Genomic DNA, 23012 nt, shown 5'->3' on the forward strand with positions numbered 1-23012 from the left:
TATAAAAATAAGAGCCCTCCGATTAAGGAAGGCCCACTTGAATATTATTCCGTATCTTAGCTGGGATAGATCATATCCAGGTTCACATAGAACTCCAAAGTCTGTGCCGGCTGCAGGTCAATCAGACCTGTGACAGAGGCTGGATGCTTGGAATTTGGGGCATCAGGCAGCCAGGTATAAGGCTCGATACACAGGAATTGGTCGGCTTCACCTTTGGTATATAGTACCCAATGCTTGAAATAAGCCGGGTCTGCGGTGTAATGAAGTCCGTATCCGTCTTTGCGCAGCAGATCAGCCGATACGGGTTTGTCTCCAATTTGGAACATCGTATCGAAGTTGGTTCCGCTCAGATTTAAACCGTCATTGAGGGCATCAAGCTCGCCCAAAGGCACGATATCTCCGGTAGTAATAAGCTCCTCGTTTGAGGAATAGATGGCGGATACCGGTAATTTGAGCGTCCACTCCTCGGGCTTGCCGTCTAGCAGGAACCAGGTATGTAAACCTAAGCCGAACGGAGCTGGCTTGTCGCCTAAATGTGTTACCTTGAAAGTCTGCTTTAGCGAAGCGCCCTGGAGCCTAAGCGTCATTTCCAATTTGAGCGGAATGGGATATTGACGCATCCAATTCGGGTCATCGGAAGTTAAAAACTCAGTAGTTACTGCACAGCCTTCATCGTCTTCCTCGATATCGCTGACACACCAGCTCTGTGTACGGTGAAGTCCGTGAATATGATTGTCATTGGCCGTGTTGCGGTCAAATTGATACTCCTGTCCTGCATAGGTGAAAAGTCCTTTGCGAATACGACCCGGTGGAATGAGCATCGGAATGCCAAAATGGTAAGGCTTCTGCAAATAGAATTCAAGCTCACTTTCCTCAGGATGACGAAGAACATGACGCTTCTCAACATGATCCCAAATGCTAATTACATTATTACCAAGGCGGGGTAGCAGTGTGACTTCAAGTTCACGGCTATTTAAAATGTACGTGTCATAACCGTTCCATTGTCCTTTGGTCACTTTTTTCATATCGTTGCTCCTTTTCCCACATATTCATCTGAAATAATCGGTTTTAAAAAAGCTTAGCACTATCATAACACTTTTTTTCAAGGACGAAAAATAGATTTGACAATGTATAATAAGCCAATTATGATGAGTATAATTTAGAATATCATAAATGAACACGATGATGGGGACAAGTAGACAATGTTTTTATTTCCTTGCAGAAAGCCGGTGGTTGGATGCGAACCGGTAGAGATGACTTTGCTGAATGGACCCCGGAGTTCCGGATGAACCCAAAAGGAATCAAGCCTTTTGCAAGTATTACCGGACGGCCAATCCACGTTACGGATATTAAGGTGTAGTTCTCAGCGGCCTAGGGCGAGCAAATCGTCGCGGCTGTTGTTTTATCGTTCTATACGAATAAGGGTGGCACCACGGTCTCACGTCCCTTCACAGGGATGTGGGGCCTTTTTTGCGTTTTTGTTATCAAACTTTAAATCTAAATATATGGAGGAGGCTGTTTTTTATGAAAAAAGTTCTGTCCGGCATTCAGCCTAGCGGAAAGCTTACGCTTGGTAATTATATTGGAGCTCTGAAAAATTTTGTCACGTTGCAGGATGATTACTCCTGTAATTTCATGGTTGTTGATCTGCACGCGATTACAGTTCCGCAGGATCCGGCTAATCTGCGTGAGCAATCTGAGGCCGTAGCAGCACTGTTCGTAGCTGCTGGCATTGATCCGAATAAATCCAACGTGTACATGCAGTCCCATGTTCGTCAGCATGCACAATTGGGATGGATTCTTACAACCTTGACATCCATGGGAGAACTGGAGCGGATGACCCAGTTCAAGGATAAGGCAGCAGGCAAAGAATCTGTAGGTGCAGGATTGTTTGTCTATCCGTCGCTCATGGCTGCGGATATTCTGGTCTACAATGCAGATCTGGTACCGGTAGGAGAAGACCAGAAGCAGCATCTTGAATTGACACGTGATTTGGCCGGTCGCTTCAATAGCCGTTTTGGCGAATATTTTACACTTCCTGACCCATATATTCCGAAAGTGGGCGCCAGAATTATGTCGCTTGACGATGCTTCCAAGAAGATGAGCAAGAGTAACCCGAATCCGGGCAGCTATATTGCTCTCCTTGATCCCCCGGATGAAATTCGCAAGAAGATCAGCCGGGCGACTACGGATTCGGGACGCGAAGTCAGATTTGACACAGCGGCGAAACCGGAGGTAAGCAATCTCATTACTATCTACAGTCAATGCTCCGGTATGTCAGTGGCTGAGGTAGAGCAGAAATATGAAGGCCAAATGTACGGGCCATTCAAGAAGGACCTGGCTGAAGTTGTTGTTAGTGTACTTGAACCGCTTCAGCAGCGTTATCATGAGATCCGCAGCTCGGGAGAAATTCATGACATTTTGCGTCAAGGCGCATCGAGAGCTAATGAGGAAGCGGAGAAGGTACTGCAGGATGTACAACGAATGATGGGCTTCATACTCTAAGCGGCAGTTCAAAAAGTCCACTTTTGATAATAAAGCCGTCATCGAGGTCAACTCAGGGTGAGCAATAGCGAATCCAAGGTATTCGCAACAAGCTGAGTTTTAGCTGCGAAAGCGCGTAGCTTTGCTCCTCATGCCTGGGCACATCCCTCTTTTGGGGCTGAGAACGGGGCTTTTTCTGAAATATAATTTTTTGCATAACTTAGCCCGGGCATTGCAGATGCCCGGGCTTTTTGAATAGTAAAGCGGCCATTCTGTTATACAGCTTCTGTCATTAAATTGTCACAAACCCTGCTTTTTATCAGATGATTGTCAAACATTTCTGCTTCTTGGTATGATAAAGTTTATAGTGTAATATGGATTCATTGAATTATTCGTGAACTTCTTTATATAGGAAGACAAAATTTATAGTTTAGGGGGAAATAACCGACATGGACAGAATTTCTTATACTGCACCTTCAGAATCGGCAGCATTGTCCGTGAGACCTACTCCTCCAGGAAAAACAGCGACTTGGAAGGATTTTATCGCGCTAACCAAACCAGGTATTTTGCGTTCAAATCTCATCGCGGCTTTTGCTGGCTTTTGGGTGGCTTCTCAATGGCATTTACAATACGGCAAACTAATCCTCATGTTGCTGGGAACCGTACTGGTTATGGCTTCCTCCTGTGTATTCAACAATTATTTTGACCGTGATCTGGATATGAAGATGGCCCGCACACAGGATCGCGTGCTGCCTACTGGGAAAATGTCGCCAAAGACGGTGCTCTGGTATGCCATTATATTAGGTATATTGGGATTGTCTGTACTATTTATTGGCAACGGCCTGCTGGCCGGTGTATTTGGTGTCATTGGCATGCTTGTGTATGTCGTTGTGTATACGTTATGGCTAAAGCGCTCCTCGACCTGGAGCACCTCAGTTGGAGCGATCTCAGGAGCAATGCCCCCGGTGATCGGGTATGTAGCGGCTGCGGGCAAGGTTGATCTTGGCGCTGTCCTGTTATTTGCGATGCTGTTCTTATGGCAGCCTCCACATTTCTGGGCGCTGGGCATCCGGCGTGTAGAGGAGTATCGGGCCGCAGGCTTCCCGTTATTGCCCGTGGTGAAGGGCATTCCGAGAACGAAATTGCAAATGATTCCTTATCTCGTTCTGCTCCTGCCTATTCCAATATTAATGTATGTCTACGATTATACAGGAATATGGTTCCTTATCATCGGTGAGCTTCTGTCCGTTTCCTGGCTGCTAATGGCGCTAAAAGGCTTTCGTTCTCAGGAAAATGATGTTTGGGCGAAGCGGGTATTCTTGTTCTCAATCAACTATTTGACAGTCAGCATGATCGTCATGATTCTCGATACAGTTCGATTGTAATGGAGGTTTGAGGATGTGGTTGCTTAAGAAATATAAATGGACCTGGATTTTGCTGGTTTTATGTCTCATCATGGCGGGGTATCTGCTCTGGACTACCTATGCCAAGCCCAAGCTGCCGATTATTCGGCCGGTGGAGAGCTTCAGCTTGGAAAATGTAGATGGCCGCAATATTACGCTGGAGGACACGAACGGCAAGGTTCGGCTATTTTATTTCTTCTTCTCCAGTTGCCCGGATGTATGTCCGGTCACGACTTTCCGCTTAAGTCAAGTGCAGGATCTGCTCAAGGATAAAGGCATGTTTGGCAAGGACGCCGAGATCATCTCGATTTCCTTCGATCCGGAGCGAGACACGCGCGAGGCTATTAAGGCGTTTGGGGACAAATTCAAGGCCGATTATTCCGGTTGGTATTTCTTGCGAGGAGATCAGCAGAAGATCATGGATCTGGCCATGAACTCATTCAAAATTTTAATTAATGAGGATCAGAATAACAATTTTGTCCACATGGATCTGATTGGTCTGGTTGACCGGGATGGCAATTTGCGAAATATTTACCGTCCGGAGTCTACACCTCAGGAGATCGCTCAAGGGGTTATCGATCTGGCCAAATAATAGCAATTTATATTGGCTTGTTGATTTTTCAGACGAAGCCGGGAGGAGGATATTCAATATATTCCTCTAGCCCGGCTTTTTCTAATTGGGAGATGATATATTCGTCAGGTGTACCCTCCACACCGGCGTAGCCTCTTCTCGTATAGATCTGGGTGGCGTCCGGGAAGCTGTCCAGTAATAGGGCGCGAATCTTCTTGCCAGATGCGTCATTGTCCATAAATAAGTATACCTCATCATCACCTACCTGCTTCCGGAGCGACTCCAGCTTGAGATTGTTCAAGGTTCCAAAGGTACAATGAATATGGATCTCTCCATGAAGCAGTCTGCGCAGCTTGCTGCGATCATTTTTGCCTTCGACGATAATACTGATCGGCATGGCGGCTCACCTCGATTAGGTTGGATGGTTGATTCTTATAGAGGTTGTCCCAAAAGTCCGATTTTGATCAGAAAGCGGACTTTTTAGAATACGCATTTCGCATTTATAGTGTATACTTGACCGTCATCTCATGCAAAAACATAATAAAAGCGGCCTGTCGGGAGGGGGACAGACCGCAACCATGATTTCATCTTACCAGATAGGGGCACGAAGGATAATCACCAGCAAAATATACAGTACCAAGATGGTACCTGCTGATGACCAGCAACCGCCAGCTCCAGCTCCTGGGCCGATGACGGGGCCTGGTCCGCATGGTCCACACGGCTCGATATGACCCACTTTGGATCACCTCCCTTTTTTAAGCTTGGGTCGGTAACTACAAAATATATTATGTTTTATCTACGCCCCTGCCCTGTGCAAGGGCCTAACCGTGTTCAAAATTATATGTGAATGCCCTTATTGCTCATCTTTCCGTTGGTATGGTGAAGGAAGCAGGCATATTTGCTTTCCAGGCAGGAACCACGATAATAACGAGCATTAAGAGCAAGAAGGCAAAGAAGTAGGGGGAGTAGTTATTATGCATCGTTCCCGCAATAATGGGGCCGAGGAAAGAACCGATCGACATCGCAATAGATTGCAGTGAGAATACGGTTCCCAGCCGTTTGCCCCCGGATAAGTCGATAAAGACGGAGGCCATAGCAGGGAAGACGATGCCTTTGGCCAAACCAAGCGCAAATAGCGAAATGACAATCGGAACCGAGTCGAGGGCTGCCAGCGAGAAGAAGGATAGAGCAATGCCGAGTATTCCAAGATAGGATCTAATATACGGCGAGAAATGGTTCAGAAATAACAACGATAGGGTCGCCAGGGCCCCGAGGCTAATAATCGAGAAGTAGAGCCCGGTATGCATGATCCCGGATAATCCGCCTGCCTGGAGCGGGAGTTCAAAATATAGAATCCCTTGGGCGCAGGATACGGCGAAGGGCAGCAAATAGAAATAAATAGGAATAATATTGAGCTTCACAGGCGCTTTTTTGATAGGCTGCTGTAGGGGGGCCTTTAATTTGGGCAGTTCCTTGATCGTAAATATGGCGATAACACCGGTAACGATCATAAGCCAGCCAAGCGTCTGGAATGTAAGGGTGAAGCCGGCGCGGGCGACAAGAAAGGCCCCGGCAGCCGGGGAGACGACGGAAGCAAGGGTATGCATCACCCCGTGTCCTGCCATCAATTTCCCTTGTTTCACCGCGTTGCTCGACAGGGAAGCGAGCAGGGCCAGACAAGCCGGGGACAGGAAAGCAAGCACAAATCCGCTAATTGAGCGCAGCACAAGAAGCTGCCATGGCTCCGTGACATGGGCTTGCAGCAGGAGGATGGCTCCACCAGATAGCAAGCTAAATATCATATAGCCACGGCTTCCATGCCGATCTACGCCCTGTCCGGCAATAAGATTGCCAGGCAGATGTGTTAGCGCATATATCCCCATCATCCAGCCAATGAAGGCAGGCGCAGCCCCTAGTGACAATGCAAAGGGCGTCAGAATAGGATATTGCGCATGCAGGTCGAAGAAAGCGAGGAACATAAAAAAATAAAGCCAGAAAGCGATTTTCACTGCCTTGCCCTCCTCTAAAAATGAGTTGTTCAAAAATTCATCATGCTATACTTGTACGTCGCTTGGGACGAACTTATACCCCCTTTCGGTACATGATGTACATAATTTTCTGTGATTTCCTGTTAAATTGGGGTTAAGCTGTCATTGGAACTGGCCATCATGTATAATAAGGGAGCGTCCGCTTGACCGGGTGGCTCTGACATAGGCAAGGTAGTTCAATAAGTGCTGGATGCAGTCTTTTTGAATACGAATGATTAAGAGTTTAGGGGTGTTCATGAATATGGATTTGAATGTTGATGTATGGATTGAATTTCTAAAACAAAACTGGCTCGTCATTGTTGTAGCCCTGGTTATCCTATTTCTGGTGCTGAATTTTGTTAAGACCGTAGTCAAATGGGCGCTGGTCCTTGTCATCGCTGCGTTCATCATTATATACAGCGGCATATCTCTCAAGGATATTGGCAATGCGGTGGAGACGGTGAAAGATCAGGCTGCTGATATCACCAAGTCGGAAGTTCTGCAGATGATGAAGAAGGAAGCAGCGGAAGCGGAAATTACACAGAATGGCGATGGAACGTTTACGATTAAGACGCCTAATCTTGAAGTTACAGGCAGTGACGGCGATGGCAAAGTAAAGGTGAAGTTCCATGGCGTATCTTTGGGTGAATGGAAGGTTAATGATACGATAGAGGCGTTTATTGAAGAAGCAAAACGCAAGTAGTGGGTAAGGTCTGCCTTAAATATTATGACCATAAGTCATCAAGATAGGGGGCAAGCATGACGATGGTCTTGGCTCAACAATTACAAGAAATAAACTGGATTAACGCATTGCTCATCTGTATTTTGCTTATATCTGTACTGCAAGGCTGGGCGCGTGGGGCATCCCGTACGGCGGGCAGGTTGTTCACCCTGGTTAGTGGGGGAATTCTGTCTGTAGTGAGCATAATCGGGGCGATTCCACTCACTATATGGTTATCCCCGAAGGTTCAGGACTGGCTATCCACCATTGCGTACCCGCAGCGTGATATGGCAACATGGGAACAAGTATATTACACCTTCATCACCGCGATCCGCGACTTTCCATTGATGCGGTTCGCTGTGTTATTTATTATTAGCTATTGGTTGATTCGTACTGTTCTGGGGTTGCTCTCGGCATTTTTACTGGGCAATTCCTCGCTGGAGCGCGTTCCGTTCGGAGGAGGGGGCAGGTCCTCGTTCCTGAGCAGGCTGCTCGGCGCATGCATCGGCACCGTAATCGGTACGGTCAGATGCATGATGATGATCGTCCTTTTATTTATCGTTGTTACACTATTTCCGAATAGCAGCTTCAGTCAATATGTGCAGGCTTCCACGGTATATCAGCAAGGAGCTCATACGGTAATTGAACCCCTGACCGGAGACTTGATCAAGGAGAAGCTGCCGGTGTTTACTCGCAGTGTGGAGGCGGAACTCAACGGTATTTTGCAGCGGAAGTATGAGGTGATCGATGCCAATATTCCGCAGGATATTGAACTGGCTGCGGCTAAAGTGACGGAAGACGCAGGTACGGATGAAGAGAAGGCAAGGCGTCTCTATGATTGGGTCGGCTCCAGAGTGAGCTATGATTATGGCAAGGTCAAGGATTATGAGGAGCGGGGGGACTGGCATGAACAGACGCCGCAGATGACCTTTGATACGAAAAAGGGAGTATGCATCGATTACTCGCGTCTGTATGCGGTTATGGCCAGGTCGCAAGGGCTTAAAGTGAAGGTTGTGACTGGATTAGGGTATGACGGTAGAGGAGGATACGGCCCTCACGCTTGGAATGAGGTCTATCTGACAGAGAAGGACAAGTGGATTCCGCTTGATTCAACCTGGGCGCAAAGTGGGGATTGGTTCAATTCGCCAGCCTTTTATGATACGCATGTTCCCGACAAAACGGCTTAAAAATAGAAGTACCGGGTGTAACCTCGCATCGGATTGAATCGTTATGTTAATATAGTTGATGAAGTATGGAAGGATGAAAGAGGAGAAACGCCCATGAAGAACTCATACAATGACGATCCTCGCGAGCAGGAAGCCAAGCTGAAGCGTCATTTTAATATTCGCTTGAATTTATTTTTTTTCAGTACTTTTATAATATTTACCGTCATTATCGTACGTCTGGCGATTTTGCAATTTGTAGAAGGGCCAAGTTTGTCCCAGCAGGAGACGAGTATGCGGGTCAAGGATGTCCCGCTATCACCGATTCGTGGCTCTATATTAGCGGCAGGCGGCGAGAAGCTTGCTTACTCGACTCCGGTTCAGTCGCTCTACATTACACTGCAGAAGGATTATAGCAAGTCGGACCGGGGCATGAAAAACCGGCCTGAAGCGCTGGAAATTGCCAAGAAGCTGAAAGAGGTATTTGATAAGTATGGCGATAAGGTCAACGAGCCGATGACGGAGGAAGATATCGTTAAGGCGATGGACCTGGATTATACCAAGGGCAATGGTTATTCGCCAAGGCTGATCAAGTCGGGGTTAAATAAGCAGGAGGTTGCTTATTTCCTGGAGCGTAAATCCGAATTCCCTGGTATCGATATCGTCGAGGATAGCGTGCGGCACTATGATACGGATACGGTGGCTGTACAGACCATTGGATACCTCAAGAAATATAAATCCATGGATGACGTTAAATGGTATGACCCGATCCGGGAAGCGAATAGTTCATTAGACAAGGACCCTGCCCTGGATTATACATCCGAGGAGCTTGTTGGTGCGGACGGATTGGAGATGTATTACCAGAATGAGCTTCGCGGCAAGAACGGCTACAAGAAAGTGCCGATCGATCCGCGAAATATGGCCACTGGCGTCTCCGAGATCGTACCTCCGGAGAAGGGGTATGATCTGCATACGAATATTAACAAGAATATTCAGCTTATCGCTGAGAAAGCCATTTTGGATCAGATTGATTGGGTCCATAAAAATCCGGTATCCGGTGAAGTTCACCCTAATGCGAAAACCGGTTATGCTGTTGCGATGGAAGTGGACACCGGTAAGATTGTGGCCATGGCGAGCATGCCGGACTATGATACGAATGTATGGCAATCCGGTGGGATTGATCCCGATGACTGGGCTAAAATAAACACAAATTATCAGAATGGAACGATTACCCCGTATAGTTCGGGGCAATCGGGACATAATTTTGGCTCTAATGTATTGCTGGGTTCAACGATTAAGCCTTTGTCTGTATTGATTGGTCTGAATGAGGGATTATTCAAGACAACTGATTATTACTCTGATAGAGGTATCGCTTACTTTGGTAAGAATGATTCTTCCAGTGTACGTAACTCGGGAAGGCATGTTTATGGCTCTATTAACCCTTCACAAGCGATCCGTGTTTCCTCCAATGCCTTTATGGTCGATATGGTGGGTGAGAGATTATACAATAAATACAAGGGCGATGGAATTGGCGTCTGGGATGAATATATGAAGAAGTTCGGTCTAGGGGTATCGACGGGAGTAGACCTGCCTAAAGAGTTCCTGGGTCAGCTTGGCTATAACAATGAATCAGAGACAGCACTTTCCCGATTGGTATATGCTTCTTTCGGACAGCAGGGCGGTTATACAACCATGCAATTGGCTCAGTATACAGCCACTCTCGCAAGCCGAGGTTCGCGAATGGAGCCGCATATCGTCAACAAAATTACGGATGAGAACGGAAATATCATCAAAGAATTTAAACCGAAGGTATTAAATAAGGTTGAGTTTAAAGATGCTTATTGGGATGCCGTGATCAACGGTATGGAGACCAATGTCCAGGCGGCCTTTGCCGGATTCCCGTATGATTTTGCCCGGAAGACAGGGACCTCACAGCAATGGGGAGCGGGAGCTAACCGCGATAACGGAGTATTTATCGCCTTTGCCCCACGCAAAAATCCGAAGCTTGCTGTCGCGGTCATTATTCCTGAAGGCGGCTTTGGTGCCTGGAGCGCCGCGCCGGTCGCCCGGAAAATCTTCGATGCTTATGATCAAGAGTATGGGCTTGATGGCATTCCGAAGAAGACGCAAAATCAGCAGACGGATAATCAGAACACGGATCAAAAAAATAACACGCAATAAGAAAAATTTAAAATTGAATAAAGACGATACATCAGCGATCTTTCATGGCATGGCTTGGGAAAGATCGCTGTTTTTTTATCTATAACAACATGTCCAAGACTTTGATCTCAACAATGACGTGGAAAGAAAGCAGGGATATATATTGAAAATCGTCTATCCGTTAAATCGACGCGAGCAAGAAGCGGTGATGAGGAGTCGGTTTAATATCATCTTTTCTTTTTCAGTGCGTTCGCTATTTTTACGGTTATCATTGTTCGCCTGGCGATCTTGCAATTTGTAGAAGGTCCGGACTTGTCCAAGCAGGAGATGCTGTTGAGAGTGAGGGATGTGCCGATGCAGCCCATGCGAGGGGATATCCTGTCTGCTGAAGGGGTAAGACTGGCCTATTCAACGCCGGTGCAAACCCTGTATTTAACTTTGCAGCAGAGCAATTATCATCCAGCGACAGAGTCGGGCAAAGGGAACTATAAGCAGGCCGTTGAATTAGCCCGACAATTAAAATTGGCTTTTGATGCATATGGTGCAGCGGATAAAACATTAACCGAGCAGGATATTATCGACAGTATGGATCTGAGCTTCCGAATGAATGGGGGATTCGTACCACGGCGGATAAAGGTGGGATTGACTCCTGAAGAGGTGGCCTACTTCCTGGAACGAAAAAGTGAATTTCCCGGAATTGACATCGTTGAAGAGAGCGTTCGTCATTACGATAAGGACAGGGTAGCAGTACAAGCGATCGGATATCTAAAAAAATATAAATCAACTACAGACCTGGGATCGTACGAGGCAATCAGGGAGTCGCAAGGCAAAGATCCGGCACTGCAATATACGGAAGAGGAGTTCGTCGGCTTTGATGGTCTGGAATTATTTTATCAGAATGAGCTTCGGGGCAAGAATGGATTCAAAAGCGTATCGATTAATCCGCGGAACATGGTGGATGGGGTAACGGACTTAACCCCACCGGAGAAAGGCTATGACTTGCACACAACCATTAATAAAGAGGTGCAACTGGCTGCACAGCAAGCGATCCTCGATCAGATTCATTGGGTGCATACCAACCCGGTATCCGGGAAGGTACATCCTTATGCGCAGACGGGTTATGCCGTGGCCATGGAAGTGGATACCGGCAATGTGGTCGTCATGGCCAGTATCCCGGATTACGACACGAATTTGTGGCCGACAGGCAACATGACAAATGAACAATTTAGCAAAATTCAGGAAAATTACAGAAACGGAACTATTTCTCCTTTTAGCTCCGGACGTTCGGGGCATCATTTCGAATCGACGGTCCTGCTTGGTTCTACCATCAAGCCGCTATCCGTCCTGATCGGATTAAATGAGGGGCTCTTCAAGACTAGCGACTATTATACCGATCGCGGAATAGCTTACTTCGGGAAGAATAATTCCGCGCGGGTAAGGAATTCGGGAAATCGGGCATATGGGAAAATTGATCCATCGATGGCGATTTTGCACTCTTCAAATGCCTTCATGGTGGATATGGTAGGAGAGAGGTTATATAACAAGTACAAGTCCAAAGGCATCAAAATCTGGGATGAGTACATGAAGGAGTTTGGGCTTGGAACTTTGACAGGGATCGATTTGCCGGGGGAATATATGGGGACGTTGGAATACAATGCAGAGTCGGAAACCGCGCTCTCCCGCCTGGCCTATGCCTCATTTGGACAGCAGGGCAAATATACAGCGATGCAGCTGGCACAGTATACGGCAACCCTGGCCAACCGAGGTAAACGAAGGGAGCCGCACCTTGTAAATAAAATCACGAATGCGGATGGCAAAGTCGTCAGACAATTCGAGCCAAAGGTACTGAATGAAGCAAAATTTAACGAGGCCTACTGGGATGAAGTAATTAGCGGTATGAAGACGGAAGTTAGCGCATTTACGAATTTTCCTTATGACTTTGCACGCAAGACAGGGACATCGGAGCAGGATTATAGGGGCGAGCGAATGGAAAATGGTGTATTTATCGCCTTTGCTCCACGCGTAAATCCGAAGCTGGCTGTAGCTGTAGTTATCCCGGAGGGTGGCTTTGGCGCCTGGAGCGCGGCACCGGTCGCGAGGAAAATCTTCGATGCTTATGATCAAGAGTATGGGTTGGACGGTATCCCGAAGAAAAGCCTGCACTAGCAAGACGGTAAGCATGAATAAACTAAAGTTAATTTAATCATTTAAGGGCCAAGGTGAGAACTATTTTCAGTAAAAGTGAAAATAGTTCTTGCTTTTTGGCCTGTTTATCATTTAAAATTTGCATTAGGGAAACTTTTTTAGGAAAACGAAACAATTATATCTCTATGAAACATTTATTCTACTAAGCAAAAAAACAGAGCGCGCTGCTCGAGATATTAGGAGGACTAATCTATGGAACAAATTCGAGTTAAGAAGAGCCCTTTGCAAAGGGCAAAAATTACACTAAGTGTACTGGTGCTGGTAATTGTTGCAGCCTGCTCCAAGGTGGATGGGGAAGCGTCGCGTCTCCAAAGAGCCGAGGACGGCAGCAAAATTCAAGTTGTCTCCACGATTGGGATGATCACGGATGTTGTTCAGGAGGTCGGCGGGGAAGAGGTCGAAGCGATCGGCTTGATGGGGCCCGGGGTAGATCCGCACCTATATAAAGCTTCTCAAGGAGATATGACACGCCTGGATCAGGCGGATATGATCTTCTACGGAGGTCTCCACCTGGAGGGGAAAATGACGGAGATCTTCGAGAAGCTGGAGCGTAGCAAGCCGACGGTGGCCGTATCCCGAGGGATTGATACATCGCTGCTCCGCTCCGGAGAGGATGCAGGCGGTACGCAGTATGATCCTCATATCTGGTTCAATGTGAAACATTGGATCTCCGCAACGGAGACAATCTGCGATGCCTTGACCAGCTATGACCCGGCCCATGCCGATCTCTATAAGGACAATGCCGAGAAATATATTCAACAATTGAAGGAACTCGACGAAGAGGTACGAACGGCGATTGCCGAGATTCCAGAATCTGGCCGTGTACTTGTAACTGCGCACGATGCCTTTGGATATTTTGGAGAAGCCTACGGGATTAAAGTCATGGGATTGCAGGGGATCAGCACGGCCGCGGAGTATGGCTCAAAAGATGTAAGCGAACTTCGGGATTACCTGGTCGACAATAAGATCAAGGCGGTGTTCGTAGAATCCAGCATTCCGACAAAATCGATGGAGGCGGTCATTGCCGGAGCCAAAGAGAAGGGACATGAGGTTGAGATCGGCGGGGAACTGTATTCCGACTCATTAGGGGAGCCAGGATCCGATGCGGATACTTATATAAAAATGGTGCGGCATAATGTAAGCACGATCGTTAATGCTTTGAAATAAAATATAGGCGGTGACTAACGCCAAGGAGATAAGGAGCGATATAACCATGGGTGTGTACCCGCTTGAAGTAAGTAATTTGACGGTAGCCTATCAGAAGAAGCCGGTATTAAATTCGGTCTCCTTTCGGATTTCCTCCGGGAAGCTGATCGGGGTGCTCGGCCCCAACGGGGCGGGGAAATCGACGATGCTAAAGGCGGTGCTGGGGCTCATTCCGGCCGTTGAAGGTAACGTAAAGGTATTTGGCCGCAGTTATCAAGAGAATCGGAAGCAGGTCGGCTATGTGCCGCAGCGTGAATCTGTCGATTGGGACTTCCCGACGAATGCGCTGGATGTAGTTATGATGGGCAGATATGGACATCTGGGCTGGATTCGCCGACCGGGGATCAAGGAGCGGCAGATTGCCATGGAATGTCTGGCCAAGGTCGGCATGGCGGATTTTGCGGGCAGGCAGATCAGCCAGTTGTCCGGAGGCCAACAGCAGCGGGTCTTTCTGGCGAGAGCATTGGCGCAAAATGCCACTCTCTACTTCATGGATGAACCTTTCGCCGGGGTCGATGCGACAACGGAAAAAGCGATCATCCGCCTGCTGCATGAGCTTAAGGAGCAGGGCAAGACCGTGCTTGTCGTTCACCACGATCTGTCCACCGTGAAGGAGTACTTTGACGAAGTCGTGCTGCTTAACGGCAAGCTAGTAGCTGCAGGGCCAACCGAGGAGATCTTTACTTCCTCCAATTTGCAGAAAACGTATGGCGGACGAATTGCCATGTTGCAGGATGTAGCGCAGGAGGCGGTGAGTCTTACATGATGTCTACTTTGTTAGGCTGGCTTACCGATCCTAATATGCAGTGGATTTTAATGGGGTCCTTATTGCTTGGGATCGGCAGCGGAGTGATTGGCTCTTTCACTTATTTGCGCAAACAGAGTCTGCTGGGAGATGCGCTTGCCCATGCCGCACTTCCGGGGATTTGTATCGCCTTTATGTTAAGCGGTGTAAAATCAATTGGATTATTCATGCTTGGTTCGATCGTGTCGGGGATGATAGCGACCTTCGGGATATATGCCATCACTCGTTATTCGCGCATTAAGCAGGATGCAGCGCTTGGCATAATATTATCGGTTTTCTTCGGAATCGGGGTCATGTTAATGACGAAGATCCAGCATAGTGGGAACGGAAATCAAAGCGGACTCGATAAGTATATGTTCGGGCAAGCGGCATCGATGATGAAGTCCGATGTATATATGATGGGCGCTGTCTCACTGCTGCTGATCTTGATCTGCTTCCTATTTTTTAAGGAATTCAAGCTTGTCAGCTTTGACCCTGGTTTTGCCCGAGGAATGGGCATGAAAGTAGGGTTGCTGGAGCAGGCGCTCTTATTTATGACGGTGATTGCTGTCGTCGTAGGCATTCAAGCGGTTGGCGTTGTATTGGTAGCAGCGCTGCTTATCACTCCAGCCGTATCGGCCCGGTACTGGACGGATTCGCTTGGGGTGATGGTTATTATCGCCGGAGTGATCGGTGCATTCTCGGGTGCAACGGGGACGTTGATTAGCGGAACGCTGTCCAATCTTCCTACCGGACCGGTTACTGTTCTGGCGGCAACTTCGATGTTCTGCGTCTCGGCGGTGTTTGCTCCAAACCGGGGTCTTATAGCCAAGTTATGGCGTAGAGCGAGGACCAAGCAGCATATACGTCAGACTCAATCGCTCGAGACAGCTCGTCATCGCGCGGGAACCGTAGAAGGGGGGCTCGACGGATGATGGATTTCTGGATTATACTTACCGGCACCTTAGTTGCGGCAACCTGCGGAATTCTTGGCTGCTTCCTCATCCTGCGCAAAATGGCGATGGTGGGAGATGCGATAAGCCATTCCGTACTTCCCGGCATTGCGATTGCTTTCCTCATCGGCGGCTCGCGCGATTCGTTCCTGATGCTGTTTGGGGCCGCAGTGCTTGGACTGATTACCGTGTTCCTGATTCAATTGCTGCAGCGTAGTGGCTTGCAGTCAGATGCTTCCATCGGCATCGTATTTACGGCATTGTTCGCGATCGGGGTTATTCTGATCAGCCGAAATGCCCAGCATATAGACCTGGACCTGGATTGTGTGTTGTTTGGAGAAATTGCCTATGTGCCATGGGACTCTTTGATCTGGAATGGCTACAATCTGGGTCCCGTCGCTATCTGGATGCTGGGAGCAACCTTCCTTATTGTGCTGATAACGGTCGTGTTATTTTATAAGCAGTTCAAAATATGCGCCTTCGATCCTGCACTCGCTGCAGCTTTGGGCATACCTGTGGCGCTATTCCATTATTTATTGATGGGGCTGGTTTCCCTATCAACGGTAGCTTCCTTCGAAAGTGTAGGAGCGATTCTCGTCGTCGGGATGCTTATCGTCCCTGCAGCGACAGCCTATCTGTTGACCGATCGTCTTGGCTTGATGCTGCTGTACAGCGTCTTGATCGGGGCCATCAGCTCTACCGGCGGTTACTATATAGCGAAGCTGTTCGATGCTTCGATTGCCGGGTCGATGATCACGGTATGCGGAATACTGTTCGTTCTGGCGTTCCTGTTCTCACCTTCGCATGGGCTAATCTCCCGATGGACGAAGCGGCAGCAGATGCGGATGGGCAGTTTGAAACAGGCAGCAGAATGAATGAAGCAGGTAACAATGTAAAAGATATAGAGAATCCCTCTCGCGGGGGATTCTTTTTTTGTTTTTGTTCTGCGAGGTGGGATGACCGGGAAGTTGGATAGATATCTATAATAAATGGTGGATTTGCCGATTATATGCTCTCCTGTGAGCAGCGTCTATGTGATGCGGTGAGGATTATGATAAAATGACGGTATGTTGTGCCTACACTCCCGAATATCAGATTACAAATTACAGACAGGGGGATTACTTGTTGAAGTATAAATTGCTGGCATTGGATATGGATGGAACCTTGCTTACAGACCAACATCAGATTTCTCCGGATACGGAAAAATGGCTGCACAAAGCGATGGCAGCCGGTGTGCATATATGCTTGTCAACGGGCCGCAGATTTGTTGATGCGGTGCCGTTCGGCGAACAGCTTGGTCTGGGTACACCGATGGTAACGGTTAATGGAAGTGAAGTATGGCGTTCCCCGCATGAGCTGTATCGCCGGGAACAACTCGATCAGTCGATCGTGAAGCGAATGCATCAAATGTCTCGGAATCATGATGTATGGTTCTGGGCGGATGCGGTAGAAGGAACTTATAATGAGAAGAACTGGAGGCCGGAGCTGCTGGAGCAGAATCATTGGCTTAAGTTCGGATACCATACTGAGGACCATGATTTGCGCCATTCCTTATTGACGGAGCTGCAAAATATCGGCAGACTTGAGATTACGAATTCTTCCCCTTATAATTTGGAGATCAATCCTGCCGGGATTAATAAGGCGACTGGGATTTGTACGGTCTGCGACCTGCTCGGCGTGAGGATGGAGGAGGTCGTGGCGTTTGGGGACAGCTTGAACGACCTTGCTGCTATTCAAGCGGCGGGTTTGGGTGTAGCAATGGGCAACGCGCAATTGGCGGTGCAGGAGCTGGCGGATATCGTAACGGCTTCCAACAATGATGATGGGATTGCGCTAGTTATTCGCGATTATATTTTGGCTTAGGAGTGATCGATGCATGGCAGTGCTGGGCTGGATATTGGTCATCGCTTTATTTGCAGTCGGGATGGCAGGGGCGGTATATCCTGTTTTGCCAGGGGTACTTGCTGTCTATTTTGCCTTCTTCGTCTACGGCTGGTTCTTCTCATTCGAATCGTTCGGGTGGGTGTTCTGGACGGTTCAAACCTTAATTGTCGTTGTACTGATGGTGGCCGACTATGCGGTTGGCGCCTGGGGTGTGAAGAAGTTCGGCGGCAGTAAGCTATCGGTCTGGCTCAGTACCATCGGCATCATTATCGGTCCCTTCGTCATACCGGCCTTTGGGCTTGTACTTGGTCCGCTGCTTGGGGCGATGATTGGGGAACTGATCCGAGGGGAAAGCATAGAAAGAGCTTTTAAGGTAGGGATCGGCTCTGTGGTAGGTTTATTCAGCAGCTTTGTGGTTAAAATTATCCTCCAGCTTGTCATGATTATTCTATTTATCATTTGGATTCTCTAACTTATTATATCGGCGCATTACTCTTGCAGTAATCCTGGAAAGAAGGAATTATTTTTGTCCAAGAAAGAATCTTTCATCAGAGGCACGTTAATTCTTGCCGGAGCGGCATTGATCGCCAGAGTGCTGGGCTTGTTCCAGCGTGTTCCCTTGGAGCATATATTGGGCGATATCGGGAACGCCTCTTACTCCCAGGCGAATGCCGCTTATTTCATGCTGCTGACCATTGCAACAGCGGGAATTCCTAGTACGCTTAGTAAAATGGTATCGGAGCGACATGCGTTGAACCGCCCGATGGAAGCAAGGCGAATCTATCATGCCGGGCTGATGTTTGCCGTGATTTCCGGGATTGTTATGTTTGTACTCCTGTATATTTTTGCCCCGGTGTATGCTCGGGCATCGGGCATTCCGGAGACGGCCGTGACGATTCGGGCGTTAGCGCCGGCCTTGCTGTTATTCCCGCTGATCGCGATTATCCGCGGATATTTGCAAGGACGGAATATAATGATTGCCGGCGGTATTTCGCAGGTTATTGAACAATTCGTTCGCGTCGGAACCGGTTTGATTCTAGCTTTTCTATTCTATCATTGGGGTTATTCGGGTGAGAAGATCGCTGCCGGGGCTACATTCGGAGCGGTCATCGGCGGCGTCGCCGCGCTGCTCGTTATGCTCTATTACAATATGAAGGTTCGCCTCAAGGACCGCAGCGAGCTGCCGCTTCAGGCTCATGATGGACAGGCCAGGATTTCCTATGGGCAAATCTATGCGGAGATCTTCAAGCTGTCGATTCCAATCGTCGTCTCTTCGATGACGGTATCTGCAGTCAATTTCATTGATAACTCAATCCTGAAGCCGCTCTTGTCGGGACAGATTGGTCCGAATGAGGCGACATATGTACTCGGAATCCTCGGCAATCGGGCGCAAATGATCGCGGGGATCCCACCGATTCTGGCTATTGCGTTAAGCCAATCGCTCGTTCCGATCATTTCGGCGGCCTTTGCCCGCGGGGATCAGGCGCATTTGAAACGGCAGGTTACGCTGGCGATGCAGGTCGCTGTGCTTACCGGGATGCCGATCATTCTTGCTCTCGGGACGGCAGCTTACTCGGTTAACGGTTTGCTGTTCAGTACGCGTGACGGAAGCGGAATCGTAGCTTTGCTTACTTTTGCCACAATATTCCAGATTACGATGATGACGAGCAACTCGATTCTGCTTGGAATTAATAAGGCGACCTTGTCGATGGTGCATGTTATCATCGGAATTATCGTCAAGCTGGCAGCCAGCTATGCTCTGGCTCCGCTGCTTGGTATCTACGGGATTATTATTGCGACAGCCCTTTGCTTCCTTGTTATTACGCTGCTTAACCTGCGTTCGATGAAGAGGATCGTACCGTTCTCGATTATGGGCGGGCGCTGGGCAGGCTTCCTGCTTACCGTCGTTGCTTTGACGGGAATTGGCTATGGGCTGAATCAGCTTGGCATCGGGATGGGAGCCATCATGCCAGGCGGCGTGGCCTTCTTCCTCACCTGCTGCATCGTCGGGGTAGCGGTGGTTGCTCTTTATCCGGTATTGCTCGTTGTGCTGCGCGTTGTCCGCAAGGAAGAGCTGGGTACTTATCCGCCGGCGCTGCAAAAGGTCTTCAGACCGCTTATGCGCCTGCAGCGCGGTTCGGCAGGCACAGGCGGAACCATGTAAGACGCTAGTCGGCGGCGTCCTCCGGGAGCGCCGCCTTTGTTATGTCGTACCGGTGCTCGCGACTGATGTCGCACAGGTACGGCGACTGCGGCGCGCTGATCCCGTTCAGCGCGCTCGGGTCCTTGAACCAATCCTCCCGCAGGATGGGTTCATAGGGGGCATCGACCCAAGCCCCCCTCAGCTTGGGGCTATAGAGACGCTCGCCTCCAGGCCGCGTCTCGCCTTCGGCACGCGCTGCCCCCCGGGCAGGCGGGGTCAGCGCTTGCCCGGGATTAGCCGTGAACAAGTCCGGCCAATAGTCCGCGCGCGAGCCCGTGTGCGGCACGCTCGCGGCGAAGCGCTGTGCGCCGCTGTGCACGGCGCGCAGGCCAAACAGCATGGCGTACAGGCTCTTGCCTAGCGCGATGCGGGCGGGCAGACTGACCGGGTTAACGACGCTGCGACCGGCCAGCCGGTGAACATCGCCGGATTCAGGGCAGTCTTGCCCGTCGCCTGCGGACTCATATTCCTTGAGTCCGTCTTCAGCCCTGCTGTTCTCCAGCAGCGGGAATATGATGTGATTCATGCCGAGCAATTGAACCAAAGCGGGTCCATTCAAATCATCCATTGATAGCTGATAATGCGGATGGCGAAAGACCTGCTTGTCTATATAGTTCTGCTCATTAATGATAAGCCCAACGGTCAGTAGCGGGCTGCTGCGATCGATCCAAAACCGCTGCCAGAAGGGCTGCATGAAGCGGGAGACATGAAAATGCGGTAGCAGGTGGAACAGGCTCCGGCCTATTTCACGGCTTTTGGCGTAGAGTAGAAGCTGCGGATAAGCATCCTGGAAAATAAGTGCATTGCTGCGCTCAAAAAAACGATAGAAAGACTGTTTTCCCGCTTCGTCGAGGGCATTCTGTAATCTGCTCCCCTTCAGATCAGTCATCCACCAGCCGGCGTTACGCGATACCATATGTGCCAGGAAGGCCCAATGCACCTCTGGATATTGCACATAAAACTGCCAATAAGCTTCGGTTCGCGTAATATTGCTAATCTCGGCTTTACGGGTTGCGTCGGTGATCTCTTCGGCAAGCTCTAGCTCGGCTTCTGTCCAGGACTCGGCGCTGCTTCCAATTGCCGGTTTGCGGCGCAGCAGATCTTCAATTTCCGCTTTAACCGCATTGACTGCAGCCTCGTTCCAGTCCAGGGGCAATCGCTCTTCCCTTAATTTGCTGGAATTGGTCCATTGAGCAGTCTTGTCTTTGACAACTTCGCTGATCGCTGAAGGTAGGCGAAGAATCAATTTTCTTAGACCGTCTTTGGACGTGTTATCCGGATCAGGGGGAATTTGCTGCGTCATGGTTGGACCTCGCTTTCTTCAAAGCATATTGTCGTGTAGTTAAAATAAGTGTGTATTTCAAAAGGTCGTTCCCAGCATCGAAGCTTATGCTTCCGATGTGGATCAAAATAGCCTTCCAGTTTTACAATACTCAGCTAATCTCTACAGACTCACCGCATTGTATTTCATACCGGTCATCCACTTTTCAGCTTGTTCCTTACTCAGTCCCAACTTGTTTTTTTGTAACGCTTCAGTTAAATTGAGCTGAGGAGCAGACCATGTGAACAACTTCTATAAGTATGGCCGAAATATTTGACTTCCACACTTCAATTTGATTGACTAGAGGTACATCGATTTGGAGAAAAACATTAGGAGAAGGGAATGAAAGTCAATGAGAAAAGTTACTTCCGCTGAGGAGTTTCAAGTCAGCATTCAATCCAGCCATTTGGTAGTCGCTGTATTTAAAGCAGACTGGTGCGTGGATTGCAAATTTATGGACCCGTTCATGCCTGAAGTAGAGCAAAAGTATGAAGACCGCTTGACCCTTGTTGAGGTCGATGTCGATCAGGTCGGAGACGTAAGTCAGGAACAGAACATCATGGGCATTCCTAGCTTTGTCGCTTATGCGGACGGTAGAGAACTCGTTCGTTTTGTTAATAAACTCCGTAAATCGCGCGAGGAGATCGAGGATTTCCTGAATAAAGCGCTGGAGGTATATTCGGCCCTTCACAATACTTCAGAGAGACGAGAAAACTAAGACCGATCCGAACAGGCACGCTGTCCCCAATTAATTTGGCGGGCGGCGTGTTTGGTTTTTGAATATTTTGTCATGTTCCCCTATGATTGCATCGTGGATATCAGGTATAATGAAGTGGTATCAATTGTGAAAATTTCCTAACACTTTGTTATAGCGGGTGAGAATCATTGAAGACAAAGCATTTGAAATGGCTTAGTTATCTGTCCTGTTTTGTGATGTTCCTCGCTACCCTGGGCGGGAGCGTGGTGACGAAGACGGAGTCGGGGCTTGGCTGCGGCAATGAATGGCCGCTTTGCAACGGGAAATTTGTTCCGGCCCATACGCTTGCATCGATGATTGAGTACTCGCATCGGGCCGTAAGCGGAGCCGCGGGATTGCTTGCCGTAGGCGCATTCGTCTCTTTTTGGCTGTATCGTAAAAACCGCAAGGACCTGCAGCTTTACGCTCTGCTGGCGCTAATCTTTGTAATGGTACAAGCGTTTATGGGGGCGATGGCGGTAATTTATCCTACCTCGTCCGGAGTGATGGCCCTTCATTTTGGCTTCTCACTAATTGCTTTTGCAAGTTCAATTATGTTAGTGCTAGGAATACGCACTGAAGAGACAGCGGAGAAGAATTCCGGTTCGGTGCCTGCTCAGTCCGATGCATTATCGGTATCGATCGGTTTTCGCAATTTAACCTGGTTTGCCACATTATATACTTATATCGTTGTATACATAGGAGCCTATGTCAGCCATACGGATTCGGCGGGGGGGTGCAGTGGATGGCCGCTGTGCAATAATGAGCTGATCCCCGATCTGACCGGCGGGACAGGGGTCGCTTTTATTCACCGTATCGCGGCTCTGCTGCTTCTGGTACTCATCGCGTTAGTCGGACATTTGGCATATTGGAAGCATCCGCATCACAGGGAAATTCGCAAATTAGGCGTCGCTGCAACGGTCCTGATCATCATTCAGGTGTTCACAGGTGCAGGGATTGTATTTACTTTGAACAATTTCGAAGTTTACTTGTTTACTTCGCTTGCTCATATTATCGTGCTCGCTTCGTTATTCGGGGTGTTATGTTATTTGAGCGTCAGAACGTGGCAGCTCAGCAAACTAAGCTCCAGCAAAGTTAGCGGCAAGCGGGTCGATGCATAGCTCAACCGGACTCTTGATCCCATGATTTCATTTGATCTTATAAAATATAGTGAGAACAAAAGTCCACGAT

At 48.7% G+C, this 23012-nt stretch carries 21 protein-coding genes; 16 read left to right on the forward strand and 5 right to left on the reverse strand.

The annotated features are described in order from the left end of the window. Positions 1–56 precede the first annotated feature (56 nt). The gene (locus DMN77_RS14245) at positions 57–1025 is read right to left on the reverse strand and encodes an aldose 1-epimerase (protein ID WP_179015497.1); all 969 of its coding nucleotides are present in this window, start codon (positions 1023–1025) and stop codon (positions 57–59) included. 499 nt (positions 1026–1524) lie between these two features. Between DMN77_RS14245 and trpS the strand changes: the two genes are divergently transcribed. From trpS to DMN77_RS14260, 3 genes are all read left to right on the forward strand, one after another. Continuing rightward, positions 1525–2505: a tryptophan--tRNA ligase gene (gene trpS, locus DMN77_RS14250; RefSeq protein ID WP_068778005.1), complete on the forward strand. Its 981-nt coding sequence runs from the start codon at positions 1525–1527 to the stop codon at positions 2503–2505. 428 nt (positions 2506–2933) lie between these two features. Then, on the forward strand, positions 2934–3869 hold the full coding sequence (gene cyoE / locus DMN77_RS14255; RefSeq protein WP_068778004.1) for a heme o synthase: 936 nt from the start codon (positions 2934–2936) through the stop codon (positions 3867–3869). A 13-nt stretch (positions 3870–3882) separates the two neighbouring features. Then, positions 3883–4479 carry an SCO family protein gene (locus DMN77_RS14260; RefSeq protein WP_179015498.1) on the forward strand — a complete coding sequence of 199 codons (597 nt, stop codon included), beginning with the start codon at positions 3883–3885 and terminating at the stop codon, positions 4477–4479. 28 nt (positions 4480–4507) lie between these two features. On the opposite strand, the gene DMN77_RS14265 is transcribed toward DMN77_RS14260, so the two are convergent. The 3 genes from DMN77_RS14265 to DMN77_RS14270 all read right to left on the reverse strand — a co-directional run bounded on the left by DMN77_RS14265 (position 4508) and on the right by DMN77_RS14270 (position 6467). Further along, the gene (locus DMN77_RS14265) at positions 4508–4855 is read right to left on the reverse strand and encodes a toprim domain-containing protein (RefSeq protein ID WP_068778002.1); all 348 of its coding nucleotides are present in this window, start codon (positions 4853–4855) and stop codon (positions 4508–4510) included. Positions 4856–5047: 192 nt separating this feature from the next. Next, the gene (locus DMN77_RS24290; RefSeq protein WP_148466494.1) at positions 5048–5149 is read right to left on the reverse strand and encodes a sporulation protein YjcZ; all 102 of its coding nucleotides are present in this window, start codon (positions 5147–5149) and stop codon (positions 5048–5050) included. A gap of 169 nt (positions 5150–5318) precedes the next feature. Next, entirely contained in the window at positions 5319–6467 is a 1149-nt protein-coding gene (locus DMN77_RS14270) for an MFS transporter (RefSeq protein WP_068778001.1), read from the reverse strand. A 274-nt stretch (positions 6468–6741) separates the two neighbouring features. On the opposite strand from DMN77_RS14270, the gene DMN77_RS14275 reads away from it, so the two are divergent. The 11 genes from DMN77_RS14275 (at position 6742) to DMN77_RS14325 (ending at position 19725) form a co-directional block, all read left to right on the forward strand. Beyond that, positions 6742–7188, forward strand: a complete 447-nt coding sequence (locus DMN77_RS14275) for a hypothetical protein (protein WP_372775938.1) — start codon at positions 6742–6744, stop codon at positions 7186–7188. Positions 7189–7244: 56 nt separating this feature from the next. After that, on the forward strand, positions 7245–8393 hold the full coding sequence (locus DMN77_RS14280) for a transglutaminase domain-containing protein (RefSeq protein WP_179015499.1): 1149 nt from the start codon (positions 7245–7247) through the stop codon (positions 8391–8393). Between the two features lie 93 nt (positions 8394–8486). After that, positions 8487–10550 (forward strand): peptidoglycan D,D-transpeptidase FtsI family protein, encoded by a 2064-nt coding sequence (locus DMN77_RS14285; RefSeq protein ID WP_179015500.1) that lies wholly within the window; start codon positions 8487–8489, stop codon positions 10548–10550. A 291-nt stretch (positions 10551–10841) separates the two neighbouring features. Beyond that, positions 10842–12695 (forward strand): peptidoglycan D,D-transpeptidase FtsI family protein, encoded by a 1854-nt coding sequence (locus DMN77_RS14290; RefSeq protein WP_256872399.1) that lies wholly within the window; start codon positions 10842–10844, stop codon positions 12693–12695. A gap of 231 nt (positions 12696–12926) precedes the next feature. Next, positions 12927–13901, forward strand: coding sequence for a metal ABC transporter solute-binding protein, Zn/Mn family (locus tag DMN77_RS14295; RefSeq protein ID WP_179015501.1), 975 nt, complete (start codon positions 12927–12929; stop codon positions 13899–13901). 46 nt (positions 13902–13947) lie between these two features. Further along, positions 13948–14706 (forward strand): metal ABC transporter ATP-binding protein, encoded by a 759-nt coding sequence (locus DMN77_RS14300; RefSeq protein ID WP_218652974.1) that lies wholly within the window; start codon positions 13948–13950, stop codon positions 14704–14706. Next, positions 14706–15659 carry a metal ABC transporter permease gene (locus DMN77_RS14305; protein ID WP_179015578.1) on the forward strand — a complete coding sequence of 318 codons (954 nt, stop codon included), beginning with the start codon at positions 14706–14708 and terminating at the stop codon, positions 15657–15659. Before DMN77_RS14300 ends, DMN77_RS14305 begins: the two co-directional genes overlap by 1 nt. Beyond that, positions 15656–16552 carry a metal ABC transporter permease gene (locus DMN77_RS14310; RefSeq protein ID WP_068777996.1) on the forward strand — a complete coding sequence of 299 codons (897 nt, stop codon included), beginning with the start codon at positions 15656–15658 and terminating at the stop codon, positions 16550–16552. The genes DMN77_RS14305 and DMN77_RS14310 overlap by 4 nt, the downstream gene beginning before the upstream one ends. Positions 16553–16736: 184 nt before the next feature. Beyond that, complete coding sequence (locus DMN77_RS14315; RefSeq protein ID WP_179015502.1) at positions 16737–17540, forward strand: Cof-type HAD-IIB family hydrolase; 804 nt, start codon at positions 16737–16739, stop codon at positions 17538–17540. 13 nt (positions 17541–17553) lie between these two features. After that, on the forward strand, positions 17554–18033 hold the full coding sequence (locus tag DMN77_RS14320; RefSeq protein WP_179015503.1) for a DUF456 domain-containing protein: 480 nt from the start codon (positions 17554–17556) through the stop codon (positions 18031–18033). 54 nt (positions 18034–18087) lie between these two features. Continuing rightward, positions 18088–19725 carry a putative polysaccharide biosynthesis protein gene (locus tag DMN77_RS14325; protein ID WP_179015504.1) on the forward strand — a complete coding sequence of 546 codons (1638 nt, stop codon included), beginning with the start codon at positions 18088–18090 and terminating at the stop codon, positions 19723–19725. Between the two features lie 4 nt (positions 19726–19729). Here DMN77_RS14325 and DMN77_RS14330 read toward each other — a convergent pair whose 3' ends face one another. After that, positions 19730–21067, reverse strand: a complete 1338-nt coding sequence (locus DMN77_RS14330) for a DUF2515 family protein (RefSeq protein ID WP_179015505.1) — start codon at positions 21065–21067, stop codon at positions 19730–19732. A 370-nt stretch (positions 21068–21437) separates the two neighbouring features. Between DMN77_RS14330 and DMN77_RS14335 the strand changes: the two genes are divergently transcribed. Both DMN77_RS14335 and DMN77_RS14340 read left to right on the forward strand, forming a co-directional pair. After that, positions 21438–21803: a thioredoxin family protein gene (locus DMN77_RS14335; RefSeq protein WP_179015506.1), complete on the forward strand. Its 366-nt coding sequence runs from the start codon at positions 21438–21440 to the stop codon at positions 21801–21803. Between the two features lie 167 nt (positions 21804–21970). Then, positions 21971–22942 carry a COX15/CtaA family protein gene (locus DMN77_RS14340; RefSeq protein WP_179015507.1) on the forward strand — a complete coding sequence of 324 codons (972 nt, stop codon included), beginning with the start codon at positions 21971–21973 and terminating at the stop codon, positions 22940–22942. Positions 22943–23012: the final 70 nt, after the last annotated feature.

The organism is Paenibacillus sp. 79R4 (assembly GCF_013393165.1).
Taxonomy (GTDB): Bacteria; Bacillota; Bacilli; order Paenibacillales; family Paenibacillaceae; genus Fontibacillus.

Bases quoted from the DNA above. Each gene is read 5' to 3' on its own strand.
- DMN77_RS14245 (WP_179015497.1), bottom strand. From the start codon at position 1,025: ATGAAAAAAGTGACCAAAGGACAATGGAACGGTTATGACACGTACATT.
- trpS (WP_068778005.1), top strand. From the start codon at position 1,525: ATGAAAAAAGTTCTGTCCGGCATTCAGCCTAGCGGAAAGCTTACGCTT.
- cyoE (WP_068778004.1), top strand. From the start codon at position 2,934: ATGGACAGAATTTCTTATACTGCACCTTCAGAATCGGCAGCATTGTCC.
- DMN77_RS14260 (WP_179015498.1), top strand. From the start codon at position 3,883: ATGTGGTTGCTTAAGAAATATAAATGGACCTGGATTTTGCTGGTTTTA.
- DMN77_RS14265 (WP_068778002.1), bottom strand. From the start codon at position 4,855: ATGCCGATCAGTATTATCGTCGAAGGCAAAAATGATCGCAGCAAGCTG.
- DMN77_RS14275 (WP_372775938.1), top strand. From the start codon at position 6,742: ATGAATATGGATTTGAATGTTGATGTATGGATTGAATTTCTAAAACAA.
- DMN77_RS14280 (WP_179015499.1), top strand. From the start codon at position 7,245: ATGACGATGGTCTTGGCTCAACAATTACAAGAAATAAACTGGATTAAC.
- DMN77_RS14285 (WP_179015500.1), top strand. From the start codon at position 8,487: ATGAAGAACTCATACAATGACGATCCTCGCGAGCAGGAAGCCAAGCTG.
- DMN77_RS14295 (WP_179015501.1), top strand. From the start codon at position 12,927: ATGGAACAAATTCGAGTTAAGAAGAGCCCTTTGCAAAGGGCAAAAATT.
- DMN77_RS14300 (WP_218652974.1), top strand. From the start codon at position 13,948: ATGGGTGTGTACCCGCTTGAAGTAAGTAATTTGACGGTAGCCTATCAG.
- DMN77_RS14305 (WP_179015578.1), top strand. From the start codon at position 14,706: ATGTCTACTTTGTTAGGCTGGCTTACCGATCCTAATATGCAGTGGATT.
- DMN77_RS14310 (WP_068777996.1), top strand. From the start codon at position 15,656: ATGATGGATTTCTGGATTATACTTACCGGCACCTTAGTTGCGGCAACC.
- DMN77_RS14315 (WP_179015502.1), top strand. From the start codon at position 16,737: ATGACGGTATGTTGTGCCTACACTCCCGAATATCAGATTACAAATTAC.
- DMN77_RS14320 (WP_179015503.1), top strand. From the start codon at position 17,554: ATGGCAGTGCTGGGCTGGATATTGGTCATCGCTTTATTTGCAGTCGGG.
- DMN77_RS14330 (WP_179015505.1), bottom strand. From the start codon at position 21,067: ATGACGCAGCAAATTCCCCCTGATCCGGATAACACGTCCAAAGACGGT.
- DMN77_RS14335 (WP_179015506.1), top strand. From the start codon at position 21,438: ATGAGAAAAGTTACTTCCGCTGAGGAGTTTCAAGTCAGCATTCAATCC.